The sequence below is a fragment of the Shewanella septentrionalis genome (assembly GCF_025370265.1).
GTDB lineage: Bacteria > Pseudomonadota > Gammaproteobacteria > Enterobacterales > Shewanellaceae > Shewanella > Shewanella hafniensis.
On record NZ_JAMTCC010000016.1, the window covers coordinates 14,349 to 38,907 of the forward strand.

22 protein-coding genes and 9 tRNA genes are annotated in these 24,559 nt (G+C 46.0%); 4 read left to right on the forward strand and 27 right to left on the reverse strand.

Annotated features, from left to right (window positions below):
• Nucleotides 1-4 precede the first annotated feature (4 nt).
• The 10 genes from nusA to rlmE form a co-directional block, all read right to left on the reverse strand.
• Nucleotides 5-1,504 carry a transcription termination factor NusA gene (gene nusA / locus NE536_RS10820; RefSeq protein WP_220590918.1) on the reverse strand — a complete coding sequence of 500 codons (1,500 nt, stop codon included), beginning with the start codon at nucleotides 1,502-1,504 and terminating at the stop codon, nucleotides 5-7.
• Between the two features lie 29 nt (nucleotides 1,505-1,533).
• Nucleotides 1,534-1,989, reverse strand: coding sequence for a ribosome maturation factor RimP (gene rimP, locus NE536_RS10825; protein ID WP_006082718.1), 456 nt, complete (start codon nucleotides 1,987-1,989; stop codon nucleotides 1,534-1,536).
• Nucleotides 1,990-2,162: 173 nt separating this feature from the next.
• A tRNA-Met gene (locus NE536_RS10830) sits at nucleotides 2,163-2,239 on the reverse strand.
• Nucleotides 2,240-2,321: 82 nt separating this feature from the next.
• Nucleotides 2,322-2,408, reverse strand: a tRNA-Leu gene (locus NE536_RS10835).
• An 11-nt stretch (nucleotides 2,409-2,419) separates the two neighbouring features.
• Nucleotides 2,420-2,755, reverse strand: a complete 336-nt coding sequence (gene secG / locus NE536_RS10840; RefSeq protein WP_006082719.1) for a preprotein translocase subunit SecG — start codon at nucleotides 2,753-2,755, stop codon at nucleotides 2,420-2,422.
• A 1-nt stretch (nucleotide 2,756) separates the two neighbouring features.
• Nucleotides 2,757-3,539, reverse strand: a complete 783-nt coding sequence (tpiA, locus tag NE536_RS10845) for a triose-phosphate isomerase (RefSeq protein WP_006082720.1) — start codon at nucleotides 3,537-3,539, stop codon at nucleotides 2,757-2,759.
• Between the two features lie 194 nt (nucleotides 3,540-3,733).
• The gene (gene glmM, locus NE536_RS10850) at nucleotides 3,734-5,071 is read right to left on the reverse strand and encodes a phosphoglucosamine mutase (protein ID WP_106651350.1); all 1,338 of its coding nucleotides are present in this window, start codon (nucleotides 5,069-5,071) and stop codon (nucleotides 3,734-3,736) included.
• Nucleotides 5,072-5,151: 80 nt separating this feature from the next.
• Nucleotides 5,152-5,985, reverse strand: a complete 834-nt coding sequence (folP, locus tag NE536_RS10855; RefSeq protein ID WP_261272691.1) for a dihydropteroate synthase — start codon at nucleotides 5,983-5,985, stop codon at nucleotides 5,152-5,154.
• Between the two features lie 209 nt (nucleotides 5,986-6,194).
• Nucleotides 6,195-8,168, reverse strand: a complete 1,974-nt coding sequence (gene ftsH, locus NE536_RS10860) for an ATP-dependent zinc metalloprotease FtsH (protein WP_261272692.1) — start codon at nucleotides 8,166-8,168, stop codon at nucleotides 6,195-6,197.
• 29 nt (nucleotides 8,169-8,197) lie between these two features.
• Nucleotides 8,198-8,827, reverse strand: coding sequence for a 23S rRNA (uridine(2552)-2'-O)-methyltransferase RlmE (gene rlmE, locus NE536_RS10865; RefSeq protein WP_006082724.1), 630 nt, complete (start codon nucleotides 8,825-8,827; stop codon nucleotides 8,198-8,200).
• 90 nt (nucleotides 8,828-8,917) lie between these two features.
• Here rlmE and yhbY point away from each other — a divergent pair, with 90 nt between their 5' ends.
• The gene (gene yhbY, locus NE536_RS10870) at nucleotides 8,918-9,217 is read left to right on the forward strand and encodes a ribosome assembly RNA-binding protein YhbY (RefSeq protein WP_006082725.1); all 300 of its coding nucleotides are present in this window, start codon (nucleotides 8,918-8,920) and stop codon (nucleotides 9,215-9,217) included.
• 83 nt (nucleotides 9,218-9,300) lie between these two features.
• Here the strand turns inward: yhbY and secF are convergent, their stop codons facing one another.
• The 7 genes from secF to NE536_RS10905 all read right to left on the reverse strand — a co-directional run bounded on the left by secF (nucleotide 9,301) and on the right by NE536_RS10905 (nucleotide 16,130).
• The gene (gene secF / locus NE536_RS10875; RefSeq protein ID WP_259483290.1) at nucleotides 9,301-10,203 is read right to left on the reverse strand and encodes a protein translocase subunit SecF; all 903 of its coding nucleotides are present in this window, start codon (nucleotides 10,201-10,203) and stop codon (nucleotides 9,301-9,303) included.
• Between the two features lie 2 nt (nucleotides 10,204-10,205).
• Complete coding sequence (secD, locus tag NE536_RS10880; RefSeq protein WP_261272693.1) at nucleotides 10,206-12,020, reverse strand: protein translocase subunit SecD; 1,815 nt, start codon at nucleotides 12,018-12,020, stop codon at nucleotides 10,206-10,208.
• Nucleotides 12,021-12,247: 227 nt separating this feature from the next.
• Nucleotides 12,248-12,856: a hypothetical protein gene (locus tag NE536_RS10885; protein ID WP_261272741.1), complete on the reverse strand. Its 609-nt coding sequence runs from the start codon at nucleotides 12,854-12,856 to the stop codon at nucleotides 12,248-12,250.
• A 431-nt stretch (nucleotides 12,857-13,287) separates the two neighbouring features.
• Nucleotides 13,288-13,764 carry a transcription elongation factor GreA gene (gene greA, locus NE536_RS10890; RefSeq protein WP_006082729.1) on the reverse strand — a complete coding sequence of 159 codons (477 nt, stop codon included), beginning with the start codon at nucleotides 13,762-13,764 and terminating at the stop codon, nucleotides 13,288-13,290.
• Nucleotides 13,765-14,131: 367 nt separating this feature from the next.
• Entirely contained in the window at nucleotides 14,132-14,950 is an 819-nt protein-coding gene (locus tag NE536_RS10895; protein ID WP_261272694.1) for a DUF4198 domain-containing protein, read from the reverse strand.
• A 54-nt stretch (nucleotides 14,951-15,004) separates the two neighbouring features.
• Entirely contained in the window at nucleotides 15,005-15,517 is a 513-nt protein-coding gene (locus NE536_RS10900; RefSeq protein WP_261272695.1) for a DUF2271 domain-containing protein, read from the reverse strand.
• A gap of 16 nt (nucleotides 15,518-15,533) precedes the next feature.
• On the reverse strand, nucleotides 15,534-16,130 hold the full coding sequence (locus NE536_RS10905) for a PepSY-associated TM helix domain-containing protein (RefSeq protein WP_261272696.1): 597 nt from the start codon (nucleotides 16,128-16,130) through the stop codon (nucleotides 15,534-15,536).
• Between the two features lie 471 nt (nucleotides 16,131-16,601).
• Here NE536_RS10905 and NE536_RS10910 point away from each other — a divergent pair, with 471 nt between their 5' ends.
• Complete coding sequence (locus NE536_RS10910; RefSeq protein WP_261272742.1) at nucleotides 16,602-17,291, forward strand: hypothetical protein; 690 nt, start codon at nucleotides 16,602-16,604, stop codon at nucleotides 17,289-17,291.
• A gap of 496 nt (nucleotides 17,292-17,787) precedes the next feature.
• Here NE536_RS10910 and NE536_RS10915 read toward each other — a convergent pair.
• The 10 genes from NE536_RS10915 to NE536_RS10960 form a co-directional block, all read right to left on the reverse strand.
• Nucleotides 17,788-17,862 (reverse strand) — tRNA-Gln (locus NE536_RS10915).
• 41 nt (nucleotides 17,863-17,903) lie between these two features.
• Nucleotides 17,904-17,988, reverse strand: a tRNA-Leu gene (locus NE536_RS10920).
• 75 nt (nucleotides 17,989-18,063) lie between these two features.
• Nucleotides 18,064-18,140, reverse strand: a tRNA-Met gene (locus NE536_RS10925).
• 1 nt (nucleotide 18,141) lies between these two features.
• Nucleotides 18,142-18,216, reverse strand: a tRNA-Gln gene (locus NE536_RS10930).
• Between the two features lie 24 nt (nucleotides 18,217-18,240).
• Nucleotides 18,241-18,315: transfer RNA gene (locus NE536_RS10935), tRNA-Gln, on the reverse strand.
• A 60-nt stretch (nucleotides 18,316-18,375) separates the two neighbouring features.
• Nucleotides 18,376-18,460, reverse strand: a tRNA-Leu gene (locus NE536_RS10940).
• 95 nt (nucleotides 18,461-18,555) lie between these two features.
• Nucleotides 18,556-18,632: transfer RNA gene (locus NE536_RS10945), tRNA-Met, on the reverse strand.
• A 208-nt stretch (nucleotides 18,633-18,840) separates the two neighbouring features.
• A complete protein-coding gene (gene ychF / locus NE536_RS10950) occupies nucleotides 18,841-19,932 on the reverse strand; it encodes a redox-regulated ATPase YchF (RefSeq protein WP_106651360.1) in 1,092 nt (363 codons plus the stop codon).
• A 129-nt stretch (nucleotides 19,933-20,061) separates the two neighbouring features.
• Nucleotides 20,062-20,649, reverse strand: a complete 588-nt coding sequence (gene pth, locus NE536_RS10955; protein ID WP_261272697.1) for an aminoacyl-tRNA hydrolase — start codon at nucleotides 20,647-20,649, stop codon at nucleotides 20,062-20,064.
• Nucleotides 20,650-20,801: 152 nt separating this feature from the next.
• Nucleotides 20,802-22,079, reverse strand: a complete 1,278-nt coding sequence (locus NE536_RS10960) for an FAD-dependent monooxygenase (RefSeq protein ID WP_261272698.1) — start codon at nucleotides 22,077-22,079, stop codon at nucleotides 20,802-20,804.
• Between the two features lie 406 nt (nucleotides 22,080-22,485).
• On the opposite strand from NE536_RS10960, the gene NE536_RS10965 reads away from it, so the two are divergent.
• Both NE536_RS10965 and miaB read left to right on the forward strand, forming a co-directional pair.
• Nucleotides 22,486-22,911 (forward strand): hypothetical protein, encoded by a 426-nt coding sequence (locus NE536_RS10965; RefSeq protein WP_261272699.1) that lies wholly within the window; start codon nucleotides 22,486-22,488, stop codon nucleotides 22,909-22,911.
• An 85-nt stretch (nucleotides 22,912-22,996) separates the two neighbouring features.
• Complete coding sequence (gene miaB / locus NE536_RS10970) at nucleotides 22,997-24,421, forward strand: tRNA (N6-isopentenyl adenosine(37)-C2)-methylthiotransferase MiaB (protein WP_261272700.1); 1,425 nt, start codon at nucleotides 22,997-22,999, stop codon at nucleotides 24,419-24,421.
• The last annotated feature ends 138 nt before the right edge of the window (nucleotides 24,422-24,559 follow it).

Sequence of the window (24,559 nt, forward strand, 5' to 3'; positions counted from 1 at the left end):
CGACTTATGCTTCTTCGCCAAACCAACAGATATTGCGGGCTGCCATGATGAGCTCACCTGCTTTTTCTTCTGTCAATTCTTCAATTTCGATCAAATCATCAATGCCTTGTTCAGCCAAGTCTTCTAGAGTCACAATACCTTTGCTAGCGAAAACATAGGCTAAGTGTCTGTCAACACCTTCAAGTGCTAGCAACTCTTCACTTGGCTCCACACCATCCAGTGCTTCTTCAGTAGCGAGAGCTCGAGTTGAGATCGCCGCTTTTGCACGTTCACGTAAGGCTTCAACGAGATCTTCGTCAAAACCGTCAATCGCCAATAGTTCAGACACAGGCACATAGGCAACTTCTTCGAGCGACGTAAAGCCCTCGTCCGCCAGTACTTGTGCAAAATCTTCATCGACATCCAGTGAGTTAACGAATAAATCAACCACCTTGGCACTTTCTGCCTGGTGTTTCTTATTCATATCGTCCACTGTCATAACGTTCAGAACCCAACCTGTCAGCTGTGTTGCTAAACGTACGTTCTGGCCATTACGTCCAATGGCTTGTGCCAAACTATCTGCTTCAACAGCGATATCCATTGAATGGTTATCTTCGTCAACTATGATAGAGGCCACATCAGCTGGCGCCATGGCATTGATCACGTATTGTGCTGGATTATCATCCCACAACACGATATCAACACGTTCGCCACCCAGTTCATTCGAAACGGCTTGTACACGCGCACCACGCATACCCACACACGCACCGATAGGATCGATACGGCGATCATTCGACTTAACGGCGATCTTAGCGCGAGCGCCTGGATCACGAGCAGCGCCCATGATTTCAATCAGTTCGTCAGCGATTTCAGGCACTTCAACACGGAAAAGCTCGATCAGCATTTCAGGCTTAGTACGGCTTAAGAATAACTGTGCACCACGAGCTTCTGGACGTACTGAGTACAATAATGCACGCACACGGTCACCAGGACGGAAAGATTCACGTGAAATTAAATCTTCACGGAACAACACGCCGTCAGCGTTATTACCTAAGTCAACCACTACGCTTTCGCGAGTTGCTTTTTTGACTATACCAGTGATTAACTCACCTTCTTGGTCTTGGAACTGTTCAACCACTTGAGCACGTTCAGCTTCACGTACTTTCTGTACGATCACTTGCTTAGCGGTTTGAGTGGTAATACGGTCAAACACCACTGACTCGATATCGTCTTCGATAAACTCGCCAGGTTGGATATCTGGATTTTCGTATCGTGCCGCTTCTAACGTGATTTCGCGGTAAGGATTTTCTAACGCGGCACCGTTGTCATCAACCACCATCCAACGACGGAAAGTATCATAACCACCGGTTTTACGGTCGATAGCAACACGAACGTCAATATCACCTTCGTATTTTTTCTTGGTTGCTGTGGCCAGAGCAATCTCTAGCGCTTCAAAAATTTTCTCGCGTGGAACGGCCTTTTCATTTGAAACCGCCTCAGCGACTAGCAGAATCTCTTTATTCATCTCGTCTTGCCTCGTTCACCTTGAAACCATCAAAACTTAGCGATTAAGTTGCCTTTGCGGATATTATCCAATGCGACAACTAACTCTTTACCATTCACTTTCAGCGAGAGCATTTGCCCGTCGACCGCAGTGATGGCGCCTTTTAAATTACGACTGCCGTCAACCGGCATAGTCAATTGAAGCTTTACATCCTCGCCCACATAGCCCGCATACTGCTCAGCAGTAAATAAGGGTCTATCAACACCTGGCGAAGAAACCTCTAGGGTATATTCTGTAGAAATAGGATCTTCAACATCGAGTACAGCACTGACTTGGCGACTTGCATTGGCACAATCTTCAATATTGATACCATTCTCACCATCAATGAACACTCGCAGTGTGGAATGCTTACCCGCTTGAACATATTCAATGCCCCATAGCTGAAAGCCTAATGCTTCCACAGGTACTTTGAGCATTTCTGCCAGTCTGAATTCTAACGTTGCCAAGATTGACCCCCGAAAAAACAAAAAAGGGCTTAATAGCCCTAGTACAACGCCACATACGAAACATGCGACAAATTTAAAAGTCCCAGATAACAAAAAACCCCGTAATCACGAGGTCATTAATTTCAAGAACCTGTAAACCATAACGAATTCAAACACTATTCGTTACTAGGAGCTGGTTGCGGGGGCCGGATTTGAACCGACGACCTTCGGGTTATGAGCCCGACGAGCTACCATGCTGCTCCACCCCGCGTCAACTGTGTGCAAGTATATTGACTATCGTCTTTGCTTGCAATAACTAAGAGAGAACTTATCTCGCCTATCTTAGTTATATTTGGTGCCGAGAGCGGGACTTGAACCCGCACGACCGTTAGGTCACAGCCACCTCAAGGCTGCGCGTCTACCAATTTCGCCACCTCGGCGACACCTTTTACTAGTCAGGAATTTTCGTTTCTGACTTTTGGGTTCCTTGCTCAACAGGTTGGGTGACCTGTTCAGTGTCTGAACCTAAATTTTTCCATGAATCTTCATTTTTTGCGTGGTTTGCACTTAAGTTGCCAATCAGCAGACTTAGAGTGAAAAACGCAATGGCAAGAATCGCAGTAGTGCGTGTCAGGAAGTTACCTGAACCGCTTGAACCAAACAGAGTACCTGATGCACCGGCGCCAAAAGAGGCCCCCATGTCAGCTCCCTTACCTTGCTGAATTAATACTAGGCCAATCAGACCTAATGCAACCAACAAGTAAATAACTACTAGAACTTCATACATATTATGCGCTCATCGCTATGGTACATAGACTTAAAAACTCGCTAGAGTTTAAGCTAGCACCGCCAATCAGTCCACCATCAACATCAGGTTGGGCAAATAAATCTGCAGCATTACTCGGTGTGACACTACCACCGTAGAGAATCCTGATATTTTCTCCGATAAACGGAGATACTTCAGAGAGGCGTTTGCGAATAAACGCATGAACTTCTTGTGCCTGCTCTGGTGTAGCGCTTTTACCTGTTCCTACAGCCCAAAGTGGCTCGTAGGCGATAATGGCGTTATCAAAAGCCATAGTTCCATTTTTCTGGATCACTATGTCCAACTCTTCAGCAATCACCTCAAAGGTACGTCTTGCTTCACGCGCTGGACCCGACTCACCCACACATAAAATTGGAGTTAAGCCATGCTTTTGTGCAGCGGCGAACTTCTCCGCTACTATATTACTCGTCTCTCCGTACATACGGCGACGTTCTGAATGCCCGATAATAACATATCGACATCCTGAATCTTTGAGCATCTGACCTGAAACTTCTCCGGTATAAGCGCCAAAGTCATGTTGACTTAGGTTTTGTGCGCCCATCCTAACAAGTGAACCGTCTAACGCTTCCTTGTTTGCTTCTAGCAGTTGCCTGACGCTCTCTAGATAGATAGAAGGCGGGCATAAAACCACTTCAGCTGAATCATTTTGGAGCTTAGAGGCAAATTTCTTGAACAACTCTTGGGCTAATGCCGCACTGCCGTTCATCTTCCAATTGCCAGCTACCATAGGACGTCTGAGTGCCATCACTGTCTCCTCTGAAAGCGGCGTGAATAATAGCGAACCACTTATTAAGTTACAATAGCTAAATTCGAATTTTTTCAGATATCAGGTTGGAGTGCTTATTTTTTAGACTCAAAAGCTGATTTCTGTTCATTTGTGCAGCTAACACCTTAATTTTAAATTGGTATCAGCCGCACTCATTATTAAATAGGCAAAGATTAGCTTGCCGATTTTACCGCATCCGCAATCAAATTTGCGTGCGCCAATACTGTACTATGATCGTCACCTTCTACCATGACACGGATCAAAGGTTCAGTACCTGACTTACGTAATAGCACTCGACCACGAACACCAAGCTCTGACTCAACCTGTGCCTGTGCCGCTTTTACTTTATCTGATTGAAGCGGGTCATGCTCGCCCTCAAAGCGCACATTGACTAATACCTGTGGCAACATTTCCATCGCAGAAGTCAATTGTTCTAGCGTGGCATTTTGGCGGCGCATGGCCGCTAACACTAAAATCCCAGCGACAATACCATCACCGGTTGTGCCGTGGTCAAGATTAAGGATATGCCCAGAGTTTTCACCGCCAATGCGCCAATCGAGTTCCTTCAGCAATTCCATCACATAGCGGTCACCCACTTTTGAACGCGCAAAGGGAATATCTAAGGCTTGCAAAGCTAAATCAAGCCCAAGATTTGACATTAACGTACCAACTACACCACCGCGTAATACGCCGCGGGATTTCGCATCACAGGCCAAAATATATAAAATCTGGTCGCCGTCAATGACTTCGCCTTTACTATTGACCATCATAATACGATCGCCATCGCCGTCGAGCGCAATACCTAAATCGGCACTTTCGGCGAGCACAGTTTCACAAATCTTACCCATGGACGTAGCGCCCACTTTGTCATTGATGTTAACCCCATTAGGTTTATCACCAATGGCAATCACCTCGGCACCTAACTCACGAAATACTGCGGGGGCTATGTGATAGGTTGCACCATGAGCACAATCGACCACAATTTTTAACCCAGTTAACGTGTGTTCTGCGGGGAAATTACCTTTGCAATACTCGATATAACGACCACGAGCATCTTCAATGCGCGACACTTTGCCAAGCAGATGTGATTCAACGCAAACGAGGGGCTTTTCAAGTTCGGCTTCGATTTCTAGCTCTAAGTTATCGTCTAACTTACTGCCGTCGGTCGAGAAAAATTTAATGCCGTTATCGTAATAAGGATTGTGTGATGCGCTGATCACCACCCCTGCTTCGGCGCGAAACGTACGCGTCAAATAGGCGACTGCGGGCGTGGGCATAGGCCCCATTAACATCACATTAAGACCTGCGGCAGAAAGACCCGCTTCTAATGCAGACTCAAACATATAACCCGAAATACGGGTATCTTTACCTATGATCACCTTTTTGGTACCACTGCGGGATAATACGCGACCCGCTGCCCAACCTAATTTTAACGCAAGCTCAGGCGTCATTTGACCTGAACCGACCTTTCCCCGAATACCGTCAGTTCCAAAAAATTTACGTTCTTTCATATCGCCCCACAAACTCAAATGTGTCCCAATGATTTGGGATCATAATATTAATTAAATGCTTAACGAGAGCATAACGATGCTTAAAAATACGCTTGTGTCGCTTGTAACACCTTGAGCATATCCACAGTTTCAGCAACATCATGCACGCGAATGATATGAGCGCCCTTTTGGGCCGCTATCATTGCGCCAGCAAGGCTCCCAGCAAGACGCTCTGAGGTCGGTTTTGCTAAGAGGTTCCCTATCATGCTCTTACGGGACAATCCTATCAATAAGGGCAAATCAAACTTGGCAAAAGAGTCGAGTTTTGCCAGTAATTCATAGTTATGTTCTAAGCTTTTGCCAAAGCCAAAGCCCGGATCGAGTATAAGTAATTCACGGGGGATCCCGGCTTGTAAGCAAGCGTTAACCCGCTCGGTTAAAAAGGTAGACACTTCTTCAATAACATCATAATACGTCGGCGAAGACTGCATATTCTTCGGCTCGCCCTGCATATGCATTAAACAGATAGGAACGTGCAACTCCACGGCGGCTTGGAGCGCACCGGGTTCCATCAAAGCACGGACATCATTAATTAGGTGTGCACCCGCGGCAACGGCTTGACGCATGACTTCAGCTTTACTGGTATCGACAGAAATCCATACATCATGGTGCGCCGCCACATATTTTACTAACGGGATCACCCGCGCAAGTTCATCGGCTAAACTCACTTCGGCGGCGCCTGGCCTTGTCGACTCTCCACCAATGTCGATCACTCCCGCGCCTTGAGCCACCATATCATCGGCATGCTGACAGGCAAGTTCATAGGAAGAATATTGACCACCGTCGGAAAAGGAATCGGGAGTGACATTCAAAATGCCCATCACAATGGGCGAAGATAACGCGAGGCGTTTAGTGCCAGCAATCAGTTCAAACACGCATTTACTCCAGTAATACGAACACTTACGATTTTACCAATAGGCATAACTTGCGTCATTAGTTTTAGCCTTCACTTTCTATCCAAGGTAATGATGTCAGAGGATAAATATTAGTAATGGCAAAGTGGATAAATGACAGCGCAGTCAAATTGCTAACAAGATAAAACAAGAAAACCCCTTTACGGGGTTTTCTTTTATCTCACAACAAATTACTTAGCAGGTGATTCATCAGGCTCTTTCAAGTCTGGTTCAGCAGACGTTGTAGTCACTGTATCTTCAGCTTTCTCAGCTGGTTCACCATGACCGCTGCCTTTGTCGTTAGAACCATGGTCATCCACTTGCCAATCGGCAGGTTGACGCACTTCACGACGCTTCATTAAATCGTCAATTTGAAGTGAATCAATGGTTTCATACTTCATTAGGGCTTCTTTCATCGAGTGCAGAATATCGAGGTTATCGGTCAATATCTGTCTCGCTCTCGCGTAGTTCTTGTCGATAAAGACTTTCACTTCAGCGTCGATGATAGTTGCAGTTTCATCGGACATGGCTTTGGCTTTACCCATGCTGCGACCTAAGAACACTTCACCGTCTTCTTCGGCATACAGTAATGGACCTAGCTTGTCCGAGAAGCCCCACTGAGTCACCATGTTACGCGCAATAGAGGTCGCGTATTTGATGTCCTGTGATGCGCCAGTCGACACTTTTTCGCTGCCGTAGATAAGCTCTTCTGCTAAACGACCGCCGTAGGCGACTGAAATTTGGCTTTCTAACTTACGACGGCTCTGACTCACTGAGTCAGCTTCGGGTAAGAAGAAAGTGACACCCAGCGCACGGCCGCGAGGAATGATAGTGACCTTGTGCACAGGATCGTGCTCTGGTACTAAACAACCTACAATTGCATGGCCCGCTTCGTGGTATGCAGTCATTTCTTTTTCAGCTTCAGACATCACCATAGAACGGCGCTCAGCACCCATCATGATTTTATCTTTAGCACGCTCAAATTCTTCCATGCCCACAACTCGGCGATTTCCACGAGCCGCAAACAGGGCCGCTTCGTTCACTAAGTTAGCTAAGTCAGCACCAGAGAAACCTGGTGTACCACGGGCAATTACACTCGCCTTCACATCTTCAGAAAGCGGTACTTTACGCATATGCACTTTCAAAATCTGCTCACGACCACGAACGTCCGGTAAGCCAACGACCACTTGACGGTCAAAACGACCTGGACGCAGCAGTGCAGAATCGAGTACGTCTGGACGGTTAGTTGCCGCGATAACGATAACGCCTTCATTACCTTCGAAGCCGTCCATCTCAACCAGCATTTGGTTCAGTGTTTGCTCACGTTCATCATGACCACCACCTAAACCCGCGCCGCGTTGACGACCGACCGCATCGATTTCATCGATAAAGATGATACAAGGTGCAGACTTTTTCGCCTGTTCGAACATGTCACGCACACGGGATGCACCAACACCAACAAACATTTCAACGAAATCAGAACCCGAGATAGTGAAGAAAGGTACTTTAGATTCTCCCGCAATGGCTTTCGCCAGCAAGGTTTTACCTGTACCTGGAGGACCCACCATCAGCACGCCCGTTGGAATACGGCCGCCCAATTTTTGGAATTTAGTTGGGTCACGCAGATAATCAACTAACTCTTTGACTTCTTCTTTCGCTTCGTCACAACCAGCAACATCGGCAAACGTCGTTTTAATCTGATCTTCGCTCATCAGCTTGGCTTTGCTCTTACCAAAGGACATAGCGCCTTTGCCACCGCCGCCTTGCATCTGGCGCATGAAGAAAATCCATACCCCGATAAGCAATAACATAGGGAACCAAGAGATGAAGATTTGGGTTAGGAACCCAGATTCTTCGGCTTCTTGGCCCTTCATGGTGATGCCTTTACGATCAAGATCATTAATTAAATCTTGGTCATATAACGGCATGATAGTTGTGAACTTTTCACCCGTTCGCTTAGCACCTTCAATAGTACGTTGGTCGCTTTTAACTTCAACAGTTGCGACCTGCCCATCACGGACATTATCTAAGAAGGTAGAATAATCCATCTTCTGCGATGACGAAGAAGAGGGGGAGTAACCCTGAAACACTGACATCAGCACAACGGCGATGACAACCCAGAGTATTAGATTTTTTGCCATGTCACTCAAATTACTAGACCTCATTAAGTCTTGCGATTATTAACGCTAGGTTACTACAACTTGTACCCAGTCGCCACAAGATAGACTTCACGGGAACGCGCTCGTGAAGAGTCTGGTTTACGTGTTTTAACGACTTTAAACACTGCTTTTACCGCTTTCATGTATTCGTCAAAGCCCTCCCCCTGAAAGACTTTTACCGCAAAACAGCCATTAGGAGCCAATACTTGATGGCACATATCTAACGCCAACTCCACTAAATACATGGCACGGGGTTGATCAACACTATCTGAACCACTCATGTTGGGCGCCATATCAGACAACACAACGTCAACCTTAGCATCACCGACGCGAGTAAGTAATGCTTGAAGGACTTTATCTTCACGAAAATCCCCTTGCAAAAAATCTACCCCGACGATGGGATCCATAGGCAAAATGTCACAGGCGATGACTTTACCTCTATCTCCCGCTAATTTAACTGCCACTTGAGACCAACCTCCCGGAGCAGCACCGAGATCAACCACAGTCATGCCTGGGCGAATCAGTTGATCCTTTTGCTGGATCTCCTCAAGCTTAAACGCAGCGCGAGATCGCAAGCCCATTTTTTGGGCGAGTTTGACATAGTGATCATCAAAGTGTTCTAGCATCCAGCGATTAGAACTGGCCGTACGTTTTATACCTGACATTTAAAATCCGCAACAATTGAGAGTTACACAAAGGCTATATAAGGGTAGAATAGCCGTTTTTCAACAGTAACTCAGCAAAAGTTGGTAGAAATGAACTTAACAACCAAACAAAAACAGCATTTAAAAGGTCTAGCGCATCCGCTAAAGCCAGTGGTGCTGCTTGGTGCCAATGGATTGACTGAAGGTGTACTCGCTGAAATTGAAAGCGCACTCGCTTATCATGAATTGATTAAAGTGAAAGTAGCCTCTGCCGACAGAGAGCTAAAAAATGCCATCGTTGATGCCATAGTACGTGAAACTCAATCCGCAAAAGTGCAACTTATTGGTCATATTCTGGTGATTTATCGTCAATCACCAGAAATGAAGATTGCTTTGCCAAAGGCAAAGTAATTTTTCTTGATTTTTATTGTGTTAACAAAGAGGCCACTCAATTGAGTGGCCTCTTTGTTTTTACTACAAATTAGAATAAAACACTAAGGCGTATCAGAAATCACTTGTTCCTTATAATGCTCAGGCGTTAAACCTAACAACTCAGGCAATGAGGTGCCAACAGAAATCGATGAGAATGTGCCGGTTAAAATACCGATAAACATCGCTATCGAGAATCCTTCCAGCGGTCCGCCACCCATGATCCACAGCGCACCGACCGTCATTAAGGTTGTCCCTGACGTCACCATAGTACGGGAGAATGTCGCCACAATCGCTTGGTTATTAATTTCTTGAATCGCAAGCTTTGGCTTAGCAATCAATAATTCACGGATACGGTCAGCAATGATAATCGAGTCATTTAACGAATAGCCTAAAATCGCCAGCACAGCCGCCAGTACCGTTAAATTAAACTCCATCTGCGTCAGCGCGAAAAAAGCCAGTACAAACACAACGTCGTGTACTAGCGCAAACAAAGCGCCCGATGCGAGTCGCCACTCGAAGCGATAACTTAAATAGCCTAAAATACACAGCATAGCGACTAACAGCGCTAACCCACCCTGCTCCGCCAGTTCTTGACCAATCTGCGGCCCAACAACGCTGCTGTTAAGGACTTGCACTTCAGAGTTAAGTGGCGCTAACACCTGTTGAATATCGACATTGCTTTGCTCAGTATCAGCACTCTTTATATCACCATAGCGTAATACCCAACGGCCCGGCTCACTGGCCGAGATCACAGAGACTTCCTGCTGATAGGCAGCGTTAAGCAAAGGTTGTAACTCACTGCTGGTGATTTTTCTATCGAGCTGAACTTCAGTCACCACACCACCGGTAAAGTCTAATCCCCAGTTAAAACCCTTTACACCTATGATGGCTAATGACGTTATCATTAATAAAATTGAGATAGCACTGGAAACATAACGCCATTTTGTTAGATTGATATTTTTCATGGTTATACCCTCACATGACGACTAGCATCACGTCCGTAAACTAAGTTAATCAAGGCTCTTGAAGCAAAGATACCGGTAAACATGCTGGTCAACAGACCTAGACCTAAGGTCAAGGCGAAACCTTGAATTGGGCCATTACCGATGGAATACAGCACGACAGCCGTGATCATAGTGGTGAAGTTAGCGTCGAAAATGGTCGAAAACGCACTATCAAACCCCGTATCAATTGCCAGCGAAAAACTGCGACCTTCTTTTAATTTGTCTTTTATTCGCTCAAAAATCAGCACGTTGGTATCGACAGCCATACCCACGGTTAACACTAAGCCAGCAATACCGGGTAAGGTCAGCACAGCACCAGGGATAAGCGCCAGTAGGCCAAACAAGATCACCATGTTGGAAATCAACGCGATATTCGCCACCCAACCGAGACGACGATACCAAAGCGCCATGAACAACAAGGTAATGCCCATACCTAGACCAAGCGCAGCAAAACCGTTTTCAATGTTTTCAGCGCCTAACGTCGGGCCAATGGTACGCTCTTCCACAATCGTCACTGGCGCCGTCATAGAACCCGCTCTTAGTAACAGGGCTAATTGCTGCGCTTCTTGATAGGTGCCAGCGCCAGTGATGCGGAAGCGGTCTCCAAGCTGGGATTGAATGGTCGCGACGCTGATAATCTCTTGAGTTTGCTTAGCCTTACCTTGTTCATCACGGCTGTATTCGCTGTAAGACGTAGCCATAGGTTTGCCAATATTGGTACGGGAAAACTCAGACATTTTCTGCCCGCCGACACGGTCGAGGTTAATGTTCACCTCGGCCATGCCCATCTCACCTAAACTCGCTCTGGCATCGACAATGTGATCGCCGCCCAGTACAGGCGTGCGGCTCACATAAATAGGCTTACCCGACTTGTCGTTAAGCACCATGGCATTCACAGAGCCTGACTCTTTCACCTCGAAAAAAGCCAGACTCGCTGTAGCACCAATGACGTTTTTCGCCGCTGCAGGATCTTGCACGCCGGGCAACTCAATCCGAATTCGATGATCGCCTTGGCGCTGCACTAAGGCTTCTGTGATGCCAAGTTCTTCAATACGACTGCGCATTACTTGCAGGTTTTGCTGCACAGTTAAATTACGCAGTTTAGTTTGTTCCTCTTGGCTCAACTTAATCTGTAAACCCGCACCATCGGTATTGGATAATTGCCAATTTGGATAGGACTGTTTCATCATCTGACGCACGGCGGCGCGGGCGCCATTATCGGGCAGCGTCAGGTTTAACTGGTTAGTTTGATCCAAATAGACGCTGGCGCCACGGATCTTTTGCTCACGGATGAATTGGCGTAGCGAATCAACTAACGCCTCACCCTGAGTTTGATACACAGGGTCAACATCCACATCGAGTAGAAACTGCACACCACCACGTAAGTCGAGCCCTAGTTTAATCGGCTGAAAACCTAAGTTTTGCAACCAACTCGGCGCGGCACTGGCAAGGGATAAGGTCAACTCTTTGGGCTCTGTCACCATAGAAGAAACCAAGGTTTTGACTAAGGTTTGTTGGTTATCCGCATTGAGGACAATTAAGGTTTCGCCATTCTTTTGGTCGATGCGTTTTACCGTCACGCCTTCAGCTTGCAGCTTATCTCTAAGGGCAATAGGTGTGAGTGTTAACCCCGCCTTCGCGCCCACTTGTACCGCGGCATCCTCACCATAAAATGTAGGCAAGGCACTGAATAACATCACTATGATGGTGACGATAAGGACTATATATTTCCAAGCTGAATAGTGATTTAGCAGCCGTTTATTGGGTTTTCTTTCCATGGGATTAACTCGCTATTTATCACCTAACTTTTAAGTCAAAAGCTAAGCGAACATATTGATATCAGTCCGAAACCTATCATTGAGCACCAGCAAATCTAGCCAGTTAGACTCAAGTCATCACAGCGAATGTAGCCGCGATAGAGATGGTTTCGGTAAGAACAAAAATGCAATGGCATGCAAGTTCAACGGGAGCAGACTCCAGTAGATAGCACACCTAAATAGGCGGGTTAAGCGGCTTGTTGGCTAAATCGATATTGAAGATTTGAGACTTTCCAACCCGAAATTCGAGCGGGGGAAGATACAGCTGAAAGCGTCCAATCTGATGCGATATCCAGATCGTTCGGTTCAACGACATTCGGTGTCGGTTCGGCGGTGAAGTCTAACGCGAGTACATATACCGGTTTCACCTCACGCACATCGTGCTGGGCAAGACTGATAAAGCGCGGCGAATTTATTGGGGCAAAATTTAAGTCGTCCGAATGACTCACGTAATCTGAGCTTGGACAAGGTGCTGGCTGGGATGCTGAGTCTGAATTGATGCGATTGGCATCATGAGTATGCAATGAGCCGCAACTTTCAACGGTTTGCGCATCAGAATGTGAATGCGATTGAGCAATAGCATCGGGCAAACTTTGAGATTCAGCGCTTGGCTCTGCATCGGGAGTTGAACTATCAGGACTCACAGTGTGCATCTGGGCCGTTTGTTTTAGAGCCGTTTGCTTCAGAGCTGTGTGTTTCTGAGCATAATGGCGAGCGGCATCACTGCGTTGTTCTGAGGTTTTTGGCGTATAGCTAGCCGAGTGCGCAATCAGCATGATCGCCACGCAAACTAACATCAATCCCGTACGCCAGTGTTTTACCAAAGCGTGCCCTCTTATTAAAACGAAAAATAACCCCATTCATGCTTAGCATTTGCTATTTTACGTTAGGGTCTAAAATAAAAATCGCGCTAAATCAAACAACACTGAGTAATTACTGGTTAAGCTTGCTGATGAAGCTAGATTTGCAGCTTAAGTAAAAGTGCAGCAAGAGGCAAATTAATCTTTATCCATCTTTCGAGTTCCCCTCTGAAACGCGGTCTCTATCCATAGCTAAATCTTAAATCCATAGCTACATCTTAAATTCACATGCAAAACTCAATCTCTAAACATGCATGCCAACTGGATTTACAGATGACAAAAAAACCGCCCTAGGGCGGTTTTAGAACGAGCACAAATCATACTCTCGGCAAGACTTAGCAGACTCTGTAGCTAAATCGATTCGCTGATTATAAATACTGTACTGAGATGATTTCGTAATCTGTCATGCCACCAGGTGTGGTAATCGACACTTCATCACCTTCATTTTTACCCACTAAGCCACGGGCTATCGGTGAGTTCACTGAAATCAGGTTTTCTTTAATATTCGCTTCATCATCGCCGACTATGCGATAAGTCACTTCAACGTCAGTATCGAGATTTAAAATAGTCACAGTGGCGCCAAAAATAATACGACCGTTGTTCACCATCTTAGTGACGTCGATAATTTGCGCGTTAGATAACTTACCTTCAATATCACGGATACGTGCTTCACAAATACCTTGGTCTTCACGAGCCGCATGGTATTCCGCGTTTTCTTTCAGGTCGCCTAGCTCTCTCGCAGAGGCAATCGCTTCAGTGATCTTAGGGCGACGGTCAAACTTGAGAATATCTAACTCTTTACGCAGCTGTTCTGCACCGACAACTGTCATAGGAACCTTAGTCATAACTTCTTTCGTCTCCTTTAAAACAAAAGCAACCCGTGTCAACGCTAAGGTCAACACAGTCAAATGAGGGTGGAATTGCGCTATTCTAATCGTTATGCGCCTTTGATGCATCAAGAACAATGCATTGACGCAGCTTACCCAACCTTAAGCAGAGTTACCAGCAATGAAATCTAAATCCGCGAGCCAGATAGAATCATAGTTACTGCATTGATTAATAGCCGTATAGATAAAGGGTTTTGAATACAAAAATGCCCACTCGCCGTTTAGGTTGTGGGCATTTAACGGTGAACGTTACGTCATTTATAACGCTAAATCATTTATAACGAGTCACTTATAACGCTTACTCACTTGAGCGGAAGAGTGAATCCTATTCAAGTCCAGCTTCAAACGTAAGGAAAATCTCACTGACGGTTTTATCGGCAAGGGATGTGTCTGCATTCGGACGCTCAATAGATGCATGTAAAAGATAACGTCCCGCCGCAGGCAAGGTCATGGCCACTTTACCGTCTTTATCTGAGGTTAAAGCGATTTCTTCAGGCTTGTTTCGGTATAGGCTGCCGTCTTTCATAATCGCAACACTCACACCTGCAACGGGTTTGCCGTCATAAACAAACTGCAGTGTTGCAGGTTCGTTTTCAACGATATCGGCAGGATGGGTCACTGGGACTAGTTCCAAGTACTCACCCTTAGGAGCCAAAACCTTATCCGTCGGCTTATTTCGGGTTACGTAGGTTTCCACCCGCGACACATTTAAAGAACCTTCTAATTCAGAGGCGCCCTTTGGCATGACAGCGGCGGTCGCTTTTTTATCTAAACGACTGCGGACAAAGCCTTCTTTGCCTTTCACTTTATAGCGGGAGAAATAACGCGGCGTGACTTCTTTCTCGAACTTATAGGTGCCATCTTGCATTAACTGCACATCAAATACCGATTTACGGCCGCCGGTATAACTTGAGCTTGGAGAGCTTGAGTCGCCATTAGGCAGTAACACACGTACGTCACTGGCGCTGAAAGGTTTATCCATCATAAACACTTGATTACTAGCAGACACATCTGAAGTGATCCACACGGCCTCTAGGCTTTCGGCCGAAACGTTAAAGTGGCTAGGTAAGATCCATCTGTCGTGGCTGCTTGCCAACGGGCTAATACAAAGTGTGCTAAGTAATGCAATAAGACGTAATTTCATGCCTTTTCCTTAAGTTTAACGAGTAATGTACGGGCAATATGTTCATTTGAAGGCTCAGCGAGCCATGCCGCTTAAGCGTATGTCGATAACGCCGGTTTCGGTGGTGGCGGGTAACTGCACAGAGAAGTCCCCCGTGGTTAAATCGATATTTTGTCGCACGAGATCGCGACCACCATGCTCACGCACCACTTCAATAAACACAGTATAACGAGCGGGCTCAAGTGCTTTACCCGCCTCATCTTTTAAATCCCAATCGATTTTGTAATGACCCGCAGGGCGTGTGGCAGATGCAATTCCATCAACAAAACTCATATCGTCACGACCTGCTTTACGCCACCAACGGCGGATGTCTTTAAGCCATTTATGGCCTTCATCCCAAACCCAAAGGCTTAAGGTTTTTACCGGTTGTCCTTGGGCATCCTCAACCCATACCGCCACATAAGGTCTGTGATATTGGCCTTCGGTAATTTCCGGCAAGGTTAAATCGACTGTCATTTGTGGCACAGCAAACGCAGCTGAACTCACAAACAAAGCACTCACCGCAACAGTACGAATAAGATGACGCATACTCGGTCTACACTCCTTAGGGAACGAAATAAACATACACAAGTCCGCAACTACCGCTGACAAGTACCATGTATAACAATGACTTTTTGAGACGCTTGGTTTGAGGCAATAATAAGTAAGCCCCAGTAAGCGAAAATAAAATAATCAGTATGGCGCTAAGGTCGAGTATCCAAGCCCAAGCAATGCCTGTGTTGCGGCCCTTATGCAAATCATTCACTACGGCTACGACACCATAATCTAAGGTTTCGACATAGGCTTGGCCGTCGAGTAAGTCCAACGTCAGGCTTAGGTAAGTGCCGGGCCCTTTGCTGACTAAGCTAATTTCGTCTTCATCTATATCGGCAGTAGCCATATCCATAGCCCATTCACTTTTCAGCCAATGGCCCGTTGCCAAACGCCACTGCGCATCTTGAGTATCGACGGGTAATAAATAGGCAGGAATGGGCACTTGCTCCCGTTTAGGTTCCTGATCTGTTTGAGAAAACCAATTTGGGTGATTTAACGTTATGCCTGTCACCGCAAAAAACAGCATCAGCAGCAACAAGGCCATAGATACATATACATGGATAATTCGAGCAAAGGACAAAGACGACTTACTGACTCTTAATTTCAATGGTGCACTCTCAAAAGCAACCCGAAGAGAAATGCCTCCAGAATCGGCTTTCCCTATGCAGCCTAAGACTGAAATGAGCTGCATTAAACTAATTTAATGTGCGAGATTAAATGAGATCGATTATCAAATAGAACAAAGTTTACAAACTTTACATATTCAATACTGAAAAAGAAGCTGAAATATAGGATTGAAGAATAAGACTGAAAAATAAACCGCTTACAGGCAAATCTGCATTTAACACTCAAAAGCCATTATCTTTGATTAAATTAGCAGCAAGTTATTTACGGTATCATCTGTAAATATTCATTAGATTCATAGAGATAAAATCCAACATTCACGCTAACTTTTTGGCATAAAATTTACTTTACGCCCCCACTCGTTTACCTCATGCCAATCGGCTACAATCCGCCGCCGGCGACTTGCTGGTACTCCCAAGGAAATATTATCTTGAGTAAATCTCTGCTCAAAAAAATGCGCTGCCTGCATATTCTGTGGCTCGCGTTAATGCTCAACGCCTGTGTTGCTCCACTCTTATTAATGTCACCCCAAGGTCAACTAATGTGGGCCTTGCTCAAGCCCCTTGTCGGTTTAGATCCAAATGATGTCGGCTTATTCGAACAGCCACTCATTAAGAACCGTATGCAGGAATTGCTGGGTAAAAATTACGATACCACTCTATCGCTACTCAAAACGGCCGATAAGATCCAGCAGGAAGGTCCACTTATTTATTTAGTGTCAACTTATACTCCTGTACCTGAAATGGCAGAAAAAGCCGGTCTGGTTTGGAACTCTGACACCAACCAAATGGCAGTCATGCTAATGAAAGGCGGCGCGCCCTCAGTGTTCTCTGAGCAATTTAGTAATCAAGCGCAAAAGCTGGTCCCAAGTTGGCCGAAGGAATTAGCCGACTATACCGATCCGCAGAAGTTACAACAAAAAGCCTTAGAAGCGGGCGCAAATCAAGTGCAGCAGCAGTTACCTAATCCCATTAAAGCAGTCGCCACCGGTGAGGTTAACGCGGCTCAAAGTGCCATCATTGAGAATACAGTATTACCGACTGCAATTACTGAAACGGCAGTAAAAATGGTCACACCTGCAATTCCAGCGGTTCCAGCAGAAATAAAATCGCTGCCTGTCGTGCCAGAAGTCAAAAAGCAATAACACAGATCACCACAGTGCCTAATCCACTGGCACTGTGGTATTCACTGTCGTCTTATAAAGTGCCAATTCCCCAGTTCGACATTCTGATCCAAGCCCAGCTTCTTATGCCTGCTATTATGCTAGTGCTTATGTTGGCTCTTATACTCACTCAAAGATTAGTTGTGCTTGCTAACTCTAAGCTTCACTCCACTCTCTGAATCCCAGAACTAAACAGATAAGGCTTATTCAGCTTGCTGACGACTTAAAATCCAATACATCATTATTGAGTTACCCAACCTATAAACGGCTAGATAAAAAAACGACAGGAATTCAAGCCAGCTATAGCAAGGACATTGATAGAAAAGGGAAAAGGGAAAAGGGAAATGCTAAACGAAGAAAGCGAAAGAAACCAAACTGCGAATAATGCGAAAGCAGATAGAGAGTGAAAACGATTAGTAAGGATATAGTGAAAAACCAGAAAGCAAAAAGCCTGTCCGAAGACAGGCTTTTTAACTTTTGGCTGGGGTACAAGGATTCGAACCTTGGAATGCCGAGATCAAAACCCGGTGCCTTACCACTTGGCGATACCCCAATAAACTGTGTTTAATCTTCTTTCTGAAGATTGCATTTTGATGGTACGGGAAGAGAGACTTGAACTCTCACACCTCGCGGCACCAGAACCTAAATCTGGCGTGTCTACCAATTTCACCATTCCCGCATCAAAATGTACCAAAATTGTTTGTTCAACAGCTTTGGATTTTTCTCTGATAAATCACTTTAACAGAGTTAAATATGGTAGCAATGGCGGGACTTGAACCTGCGACCCCAGCATTATGAGTGCTGTGCTCTAACCAGCTGAGCTACATTGCCATGGCTGGGGTACAAGGATTCGAACCTTGGAATGCCGAGATCAAAACCCGGTGCCTTACCACTTGGCGATACCCCAATCAACTTGGAAACTGAGAAAAAATGGCTGGGGTACAAGGATTCGAACCTTGGAATGCCGAGATCAAAACCCGGTGCCTTACCACTTGGCGATACCCCAACTAACTCTGTTTCAAACATCCGCTATCGCCGATGTTTCTAAATTCATATATCTAAAAAATGGTACGGGAAGAGAGACTTGAACTCTCACACCTTGCGGCACCAGAACCTAAATCTGGCGTGTCTACCAATTTCACCATTCCCGCACAGCTTCGTGTTTACATCTTGAAGAGATGCTAGCAATCAATGCTAGAGTAAAATCGCTGTCTATTTTATATAAGAATATGCTTCTTAAATAAAATGGTAGCAATGGCGGGACTTGAACCTGCGACCCCAGCATTATGAGTGCTGTGCTCTAACCAGCTGAGCTACATTGCCACTTCGATATTACGCGCCCCTCTCAGCGAGGAACGGGGCGTATTATGCTTATTCGAGGTATCGAGGTCAACAGCTTTTTTTCGCTATTTCCCTTAGGTTAAGCTGTTCGGCTATTACTTCACCAAACTGAGCAACAGATGTGCTAAATAACACACTGTTACTCGTACTTAGCTTAATTTATCAAGGTTTAGGGCTTGTCTAATCCTAGTTATACGTTAAACAAGAAATGCATCACATCGCCATCTTTAACGATATAGGTTTTGCCTTCCACACGTAACTTACCGGCTTCTTTCGCGCCCGCTTCACCTTTGTGAGCGATAAAGTCATCAAATGCCATCACTTGAGCACGGATAAAACCACGTTCAAAATCGGTGTGGATCACGCCTGCCGCTTGCGGAGCACTCGCACCGACTGGCACAGTCCAAGCACGCACTTCTTTCACGCCTGCGGTGAAATAGGTTTGCAAATTCAGTAATTGATAACCAGCACGGATAACGCGATCTAAACCGGGCTCTTCGATACCCAGATCAGCCATAAACTCATCGCGATCTGAGATGTCCATTTCAGCTAATTCAGATTCAATCGCGGCGCACACAGCAACAACGATAGCGTTTTCTGTGGCAGCAATAGCGCGAACAGCGTCTAAGTGTGGGTTATTCTCAAAACCATCTTCCGCCACGTTAGCAATATACATGGTCGGCTTTAAGGTTAAGAAGTTAAGGTAAGCAACGGCTTCCAGTTCTTCTTTAGATAATTCCATTGAACGCAGCATTTTCGCTTCGTCTAAAATTGGACGCATTTTTTCTAATACTTCCACTTCAAACTTAGCGTCTTTATCACCGCCTTTAGCACGTTTTTGCTGGCGTTGAACCGCGCGCTCTAAGCTGTCTAAGTCCGCTAAGGCTAATTCAGTGTTAATCACTTCGATATCGCCAGCGGGATCAACCTTGTTAGCAACGTGAACAATATTGTCATCATCGAAACAGCGTACTACGTGACCAATGGCATCGGTTTCACGGATGTTAGCAAGGAACTTGTTACCTAAACCTTCGCCTTTAGATGCACCAGCCACAAGACCCGCGATATCCACGAATTCCATAGTGGTCGGTAATATACGTTGTGGATTCACAATCGCAGCTAACGCATCCAGACGTGGATCCGGCACAGGTACAACACCCGTGTTAGGTTCAATGGTACAAAACGGGAAGTTAGCCGCTTCGATGCCAGCCTTAGTTAACGCATTAAAAAGCGTTGATTTACCAACGTTAGGAAGACCAACAATGCCGCATTTAAAACCCATATGCTTACCTTTCTCTCGATTATTGGCTAACGAGTCACACTCATCAGCGAGGTTTAGTCGTCCTGCCCTATGGCAGCACATTACTGAATAATTAAATCACTTTATACTTGGGTCTCGCCAAAGCAAAACCTACTCCGCTTTAAAGGAGTGTAATCTGTTCATGGCTTTCACCATGTCTTGCTTAAACAAAATCTCAGTACAACGCACAGCTTCATCTATCGCCGCATTAATAAGCTCTTGCTCTTTGGCAGGCGCTTTACCTAGTACGTAACCACTGACTTGGTTTTTATCGCCGGGATGACCGATACCTAAGCGTAAACGGTAGAAATTTTTATCGTTAGCCAGTTTAGCAATAATATCTTTCAAACCATTGTGGCCGCCATGACCGCCACCGAGCTTAAACTTAGCCACACCGGGCGGCAGATCGAGTTCATCGTGAGCGACCAGAATCTCTTCCGGCGTGATACGAAAAAAATTCGCCAAAGCGCCAACCGCTTTACCGCTTAAATTCATATAAGTCGTTGGGATCAATAAGCGGACATCTTTACCGTGCAATACGGCTCTGGCAGTCAAGCCAAAATACTTACTGTCAGCCACTAAAGTCACGCCGCAAATTCTCGCTAACTCAAGTACGTACCAAGCCCCCGCATTATGGCGAGTGTGTGCATATTCAGCACCTGGATTAGCCAGACCAACTATTAATTTTATTTCGCTCATGACACTCAATATTGTTATTTCGTCGATGACAGCCGCGCAAAGTGCCGACTGAACTGACCATACCTGCTAAAAACGCGGCATTTTAGCACTCAAACCCCAAGTCAACAAATGCCACGTCATCGCACAGGAGCAGAACACAGAACAACTCAGCGTTAATTAAGTCCCATAGCATATTTAAGGACTGTCTTTTTGAGCGGGGAATTGATGTTTGCCAACTTTAACGCGCCATTACGCAGCAGCTTAAGCGGCAAGATATCGTTGCTAAAACCGGCGTAAAACACATCCATCGCCGTCATCATCAGCTGGTTATCGCGATAACGTTTGTGCTGATATTGGGCCAGCACTTCATTTGACCACCAGATATTATCTTGGGCCAATGCATCCTTGATGACCGCCAAAAATGCTTCGACATCCTTAAACCCAAGGTTTACCCCTTGACCGGCGAGCGGATTGATAGTGTGGGCGGCATCCCCTAAAATCACCACGTTCTGACTATAGTAGCGCTGCGCATGGCGACGAGTTAGACCAAAACTGCCTTTATTCTCAACGGTAAAATCGGCATCTAGGCGCGCAGGGAAATGCAAACGTATCTGCTCTGCGAGCTGTTTATTATTCAGCTGCATTAACTGTTTTATTCGATTGGCATCGTCGTACCACACCAGCGAAGCGTTATTACCGGGCAGAGGTAACAAGGAGCGCGGTCCTTTAGGTGTAAACTGCTGCCATGTGACATCTTGCTGGCCCTGTGCGGTGCGGATATTGATCAGCATTGCCGATTGAGCGTAATCCCAACCCGATATACCAATCCCCGCCCATTGGCGTACCTGCGAGTGCGCACCATCGGCACCGACCAATAACTTAGCGTTAAGTTTATGATTCGATTGTAAGTGCACACTTACACCGTCGTTCTCACAGGCAAATGCCGCCACTTTATCGGGACAATATAAAGTGATGCCGGCCAATTGCGCCATCTGTTGCCACAGGGCAAGTTGGATTAAACGGTTTTCAACTATATGGCCTAAATGGCTGGCGCCAATTTGTGAACTGTGGAATTGAGTGATACAGCCATCGAGCTCCCAGGTTTCTAAACCAAGGTAAGGCACATTGCGCATCTTGAGCAATGAGTCCAAGGCGCCAAGACGTTCAAGCAGCGTTTCAGAAGCAACACTGATGGCCGAGACTCGCACATCTAACGGCTGCTCGGCTTGATAAGCCTCTGGCGCAAAGGATTCAATCACCGCCACTTTTAAACCTTGCTGAGCTAATCCAATTGCTGTCGCCGCACCGACCATACCGCCGCCGACAAGAATGACATCGAACTCAGTGCCTGCAGCATGATTGCATTCAACACGAGTGACGTCTAAATGAGTCACGTCAGAATGAGTTGTATCGGATGTCATCAGTGCACTTGTTTCATCAATTTGGCTCATCTTACTTACCACCTTAGTTACCACCTTTATTGCCTTGTTTATTAATGCCCAAACGATGTCTTTACACTATCTATGCACCAGCTATTTTACACCGACAGCATTGACCAAACCTATGCAGGAAAAAGCCACTCACTTTGTATCAAAAGTATGTCTCTTAGCACTCAAACGTGAGCAAATGTTGCTATCCCCCCACCTGCTCACAGTTGCTTACAAAGACAAAATTGCCCCATTACAACACTGACTACACTCAAGTCACACCTGCATCATAGCCAATATCACTTAATCCAAAGATTGTGATTCGGTTAGCGTTATGGGTGTTAAATACTTTCACTTAGCTAGCGCCTAGCCCTAAGTCGTATTGGACGAGTTAACAAGTGAATCCACCGTATCGATTAGCGAGGATGTCATGAAAACACTAACTCATTTACCCATAGTCAGTCGCCTATCAATTAGCAGCACTCTTAAGATGAGCACTCCGCTTAGATTAGGCACTGCACTTACGTTAGGCACAGCACTCACATTAGGTATTGCACCGCTAGGCCAAGCCATGGCGGCTAACTCAACAGCTAACTCAGTCGCGAGCCCAAACATTGAAACCATCACAGTGACCTATCGCGACCCGCTCGATTATGCCTTATATCAACATACCACGGAAATGTTGAGCTTATTTCGACTCGAAATCCGTGAAGACATCGGCATTCAGGCACGCAATAGCTTGATGGAAATGGCTAAAGCTCAGCATGTTAATCATCTTAACCTCGCCCAAGTGCCAGCGAGTAATAAAAACCTAGCATTTGTATGGGTATCGCCCTCAGCAAAAGCCAATCGGTAAAAGTGTGGACAAAGCTGGTCAGCAGCCATAACAGCAGGTAAAATGTCGCGCTATTTTTATTGGTCATCTTAGGGCGACACAACTGATGAGTAAGAAACTCCATATCAAGACTTGGGGCTGTCAAATGAATGAGTATGACTCATCCAAGATGGCTGATCTGTTAGGCGAATACCAAGGTTATACCTTGACTGAAGAAGCGTCTGAGGCAGACATTCTCCTGCTGAACACTTGTTCAATCCGTGAAAAAGCGCAGGAAAAAGTGTTCCATCAGCTAGGACGCTGGAAGACGCTTAAAGATAAAAATCCCAATTTGATTATTGGCGTGGGCGGCTGTGTTGCTTCGCAAGAAGGCAAAGCCATTAAAGACAGAGCCCAATGTGTCGACATTATTTTTGGACCACAGACATTACACCGTCTGCCCGATATGATCGAGCAAGTACGCCGTGGTGACAAAGCGGTTATCGATATCAGCTTCCCTGAAATCGAAAAATTCGATCGCCTGCCAGAGCCACGCGCCGAAGGCCCAACGGCGTTCGTGTCTATCATGGAAGGTTGCAGCAAATACTGTTCATTCTGTGTGGTTCCTTATACGCGCGGCGAAGAAGTCAGCCGTCCATCGGACGACATCATCCTTGAGATCGCCCAATTGGCGGAGCAAGGTGTGCGTGAAGTGAACCTGCTTGGCCAAAACGTCAATGCCTATCGCGGCGCAACCCACGATGACGGCATCTGTACCTTTGCTGAATTACTGCGTTTTGTGGCAGCTATCGACGGTATCGATCGTATCCGCTTTACGACCAGTCACCCGATTGAATTTACACAGGATATTATCGACGTTTATGAAGATACCCCTGAGCTAGTGAGCTTCTTACACTTGCCAGTACAATCGGGTTCTGATCGTATTCTCACGGCGATGAAACGCGGTCACATGGCGATTGAATATAAGTCAATCATCCGCCGCCTGCGTAAAGCCCGTGAAGGCATTCAAATCAGCTCAGACTTTATCATTGGCTTCCCAGGCGAAACCAAAGAAGATTTTGCCGACACCATGAAGTTGATTGAAGACATAGGTTTCGACCACAGCTTTAGCTTTATTTATAGCGCGCGTCCGGGCACGCCAGCGGCGGATTTACCTGATGATGTTGATATGGAAGAGAAAAAGCAACGTCTCGCGATTCTGCAAGACCGCATCACCCAGCAAGCCATGCGCTACAGCCGCCATATGATGGGCACAGTGCAGCGTATTCTGGTTGAAGGTCCATCGGTGAAAAAACCAATGGAACTGCGCGGCCGTACTGAGAACAACCGAGTGGTGAACTTCGAAGGTCAACCAAAACACATTGGTACTTTCGTAGATGTCGAAATCGTCGACGTTTACACTAACTCACTGCGCGGTGTCTTTATCCGCGGCGAAGATGAAATGGATCTACGTCGTAGCCTGCGCCCTGCTGAAATTCTGGCCAAGCGCAAGCAAGATGATGAACTGGGTGTGACTCAATTTAAGCCATAAGCGTTAAATCGGCTTAAACAGTACCGATATCAGTACCTATATAAAGAAGGGCGACTTAGTCGCCCTTTTGCTTTAACGCACTTTTATTTAAGTCTACCGAGGCAATTGCTATTTTCCGTTAGCAATTATCGGCTATGG

Coding starts and splice junctions, on each gene's coding strand:
- nusA (WP_220590918.1), bottom strand. CDS start 1,504: ATGAATAAAGAGATTCTGCTAGTCGCTGAGGCGGTTTCAAATGAAAAG.
- secG (WP_006082719.1), bottom strand. CDS start 2,755: ATGTATGAAGTTCTAGTAGTTATTTACTTGTTGGTTGCATTAGGTCTG.
- tpiA (WP_006082720.1), bottom strand. CDS start 3,539: ATGGCACTCAGACGTCCTATGGTAGCTGGCAATTGGAAGATGAACGGC.
- glmM (WP_106651350.1), bottom strand. CDS start 5,071: ATGAAAGAACGTAAATTTTTTGGAACTGACGGTATTCGGGGAAAGGTC.
- ftsH (WP_261272692.1), bottom strand. CDS start 8,168: ATGAGGTCTAGTAATTTGAGTGACATGGCAAAAAATCTAATACTCTGG.
- rlmE (WP_006082724.1), bottom strand. CDS start 8,827: ATGTCAGGTATAAAACGTACGGCCAGTTCTAATCGCTGGATGCTAGAA.
- yhbY (WP_006082725.1), top strand. CDS start 8,918: ATGAACTTAACAACCAAACAAAAACAGCATTTAAAAGGTCTAGCGCAT.
- secF (WP_259483290.1), bottom strand. CDS start 10,203: ATGAAAAATATCAATCTAACAAAATGGCGTTATGTTTCCAGTGCTATC.
- secD (WP_261272693.1), bottom strand. CDS start 12,020: ATGGAAAGAAAACCCAATAAACGGCTGCTAAATCACTATTCAGCTTGG.
- NE536_RS10885 (WP_261272741.1), bottom strand. CDS start 12,856: ATGTTAGTTTGCGTGGCGATCATGCTGATTGCGCACTCGGCTAGCTAT.
- greA (WP_006082729.1), bottom strand. CDS start 13,764: ATGACTAAGGTTCCTATGACAGTTGTCGGTGCAGAACAGCTGCGTAAA.
- NE536_RS10895 (WP_261272694.1), bottom strand. CDS start 14,950: ATGAAATTACGTCTTATTGCATTACTTAGCACACTTTGTATTAGCCCG.
- NE536_RS10900 (WP_261272695.1), bottom strand. CDS start 15,517: ATGCGTCATCTTATTCGTACTGTTGCGGTGAGTGCTTTGTTTGTGAGT.
- NE536_RS10910 (WP_261272742.1), top strand. CDS start 16,602: ATGCGCTGCCTGCATATTCTGTGGCTCGCGTTAATGCTCAACGCCTGT.
- ychF (WP_106651360.1), bottom strand. CDS start 19,932: ATGGGTTTTAAATGCGGCATTGTTGGTCTTCCTAACGTTGGTAAATCA.
- pth (WP_261272697.1), bottom strand. CDS start 20,649: ATGAGCGAAATAAAATTAATAGTTGGTCTGGCTAATCCAGGTGCTGAA.
- NE536_RS10960 (WP_261272698.1), bottom strand. CDS start 22,079: ATGAGCCAAATTGATGAAACAAGTGCACTGATGACATCCGATACAACT.
- NE536_RS10965 (WP_261272699.1), top strand. CDS start 22,486: ATGAAAACACTAACTCATTTACCCATAGTCAGTCGCCTATCAATTAGC.
- miaB (WP_261272700.1), top strand. CDS start 22,997: ATGAGTAAGAAACTCCATATCAAGACTTGGGGCTGTCAAATGAATGAG.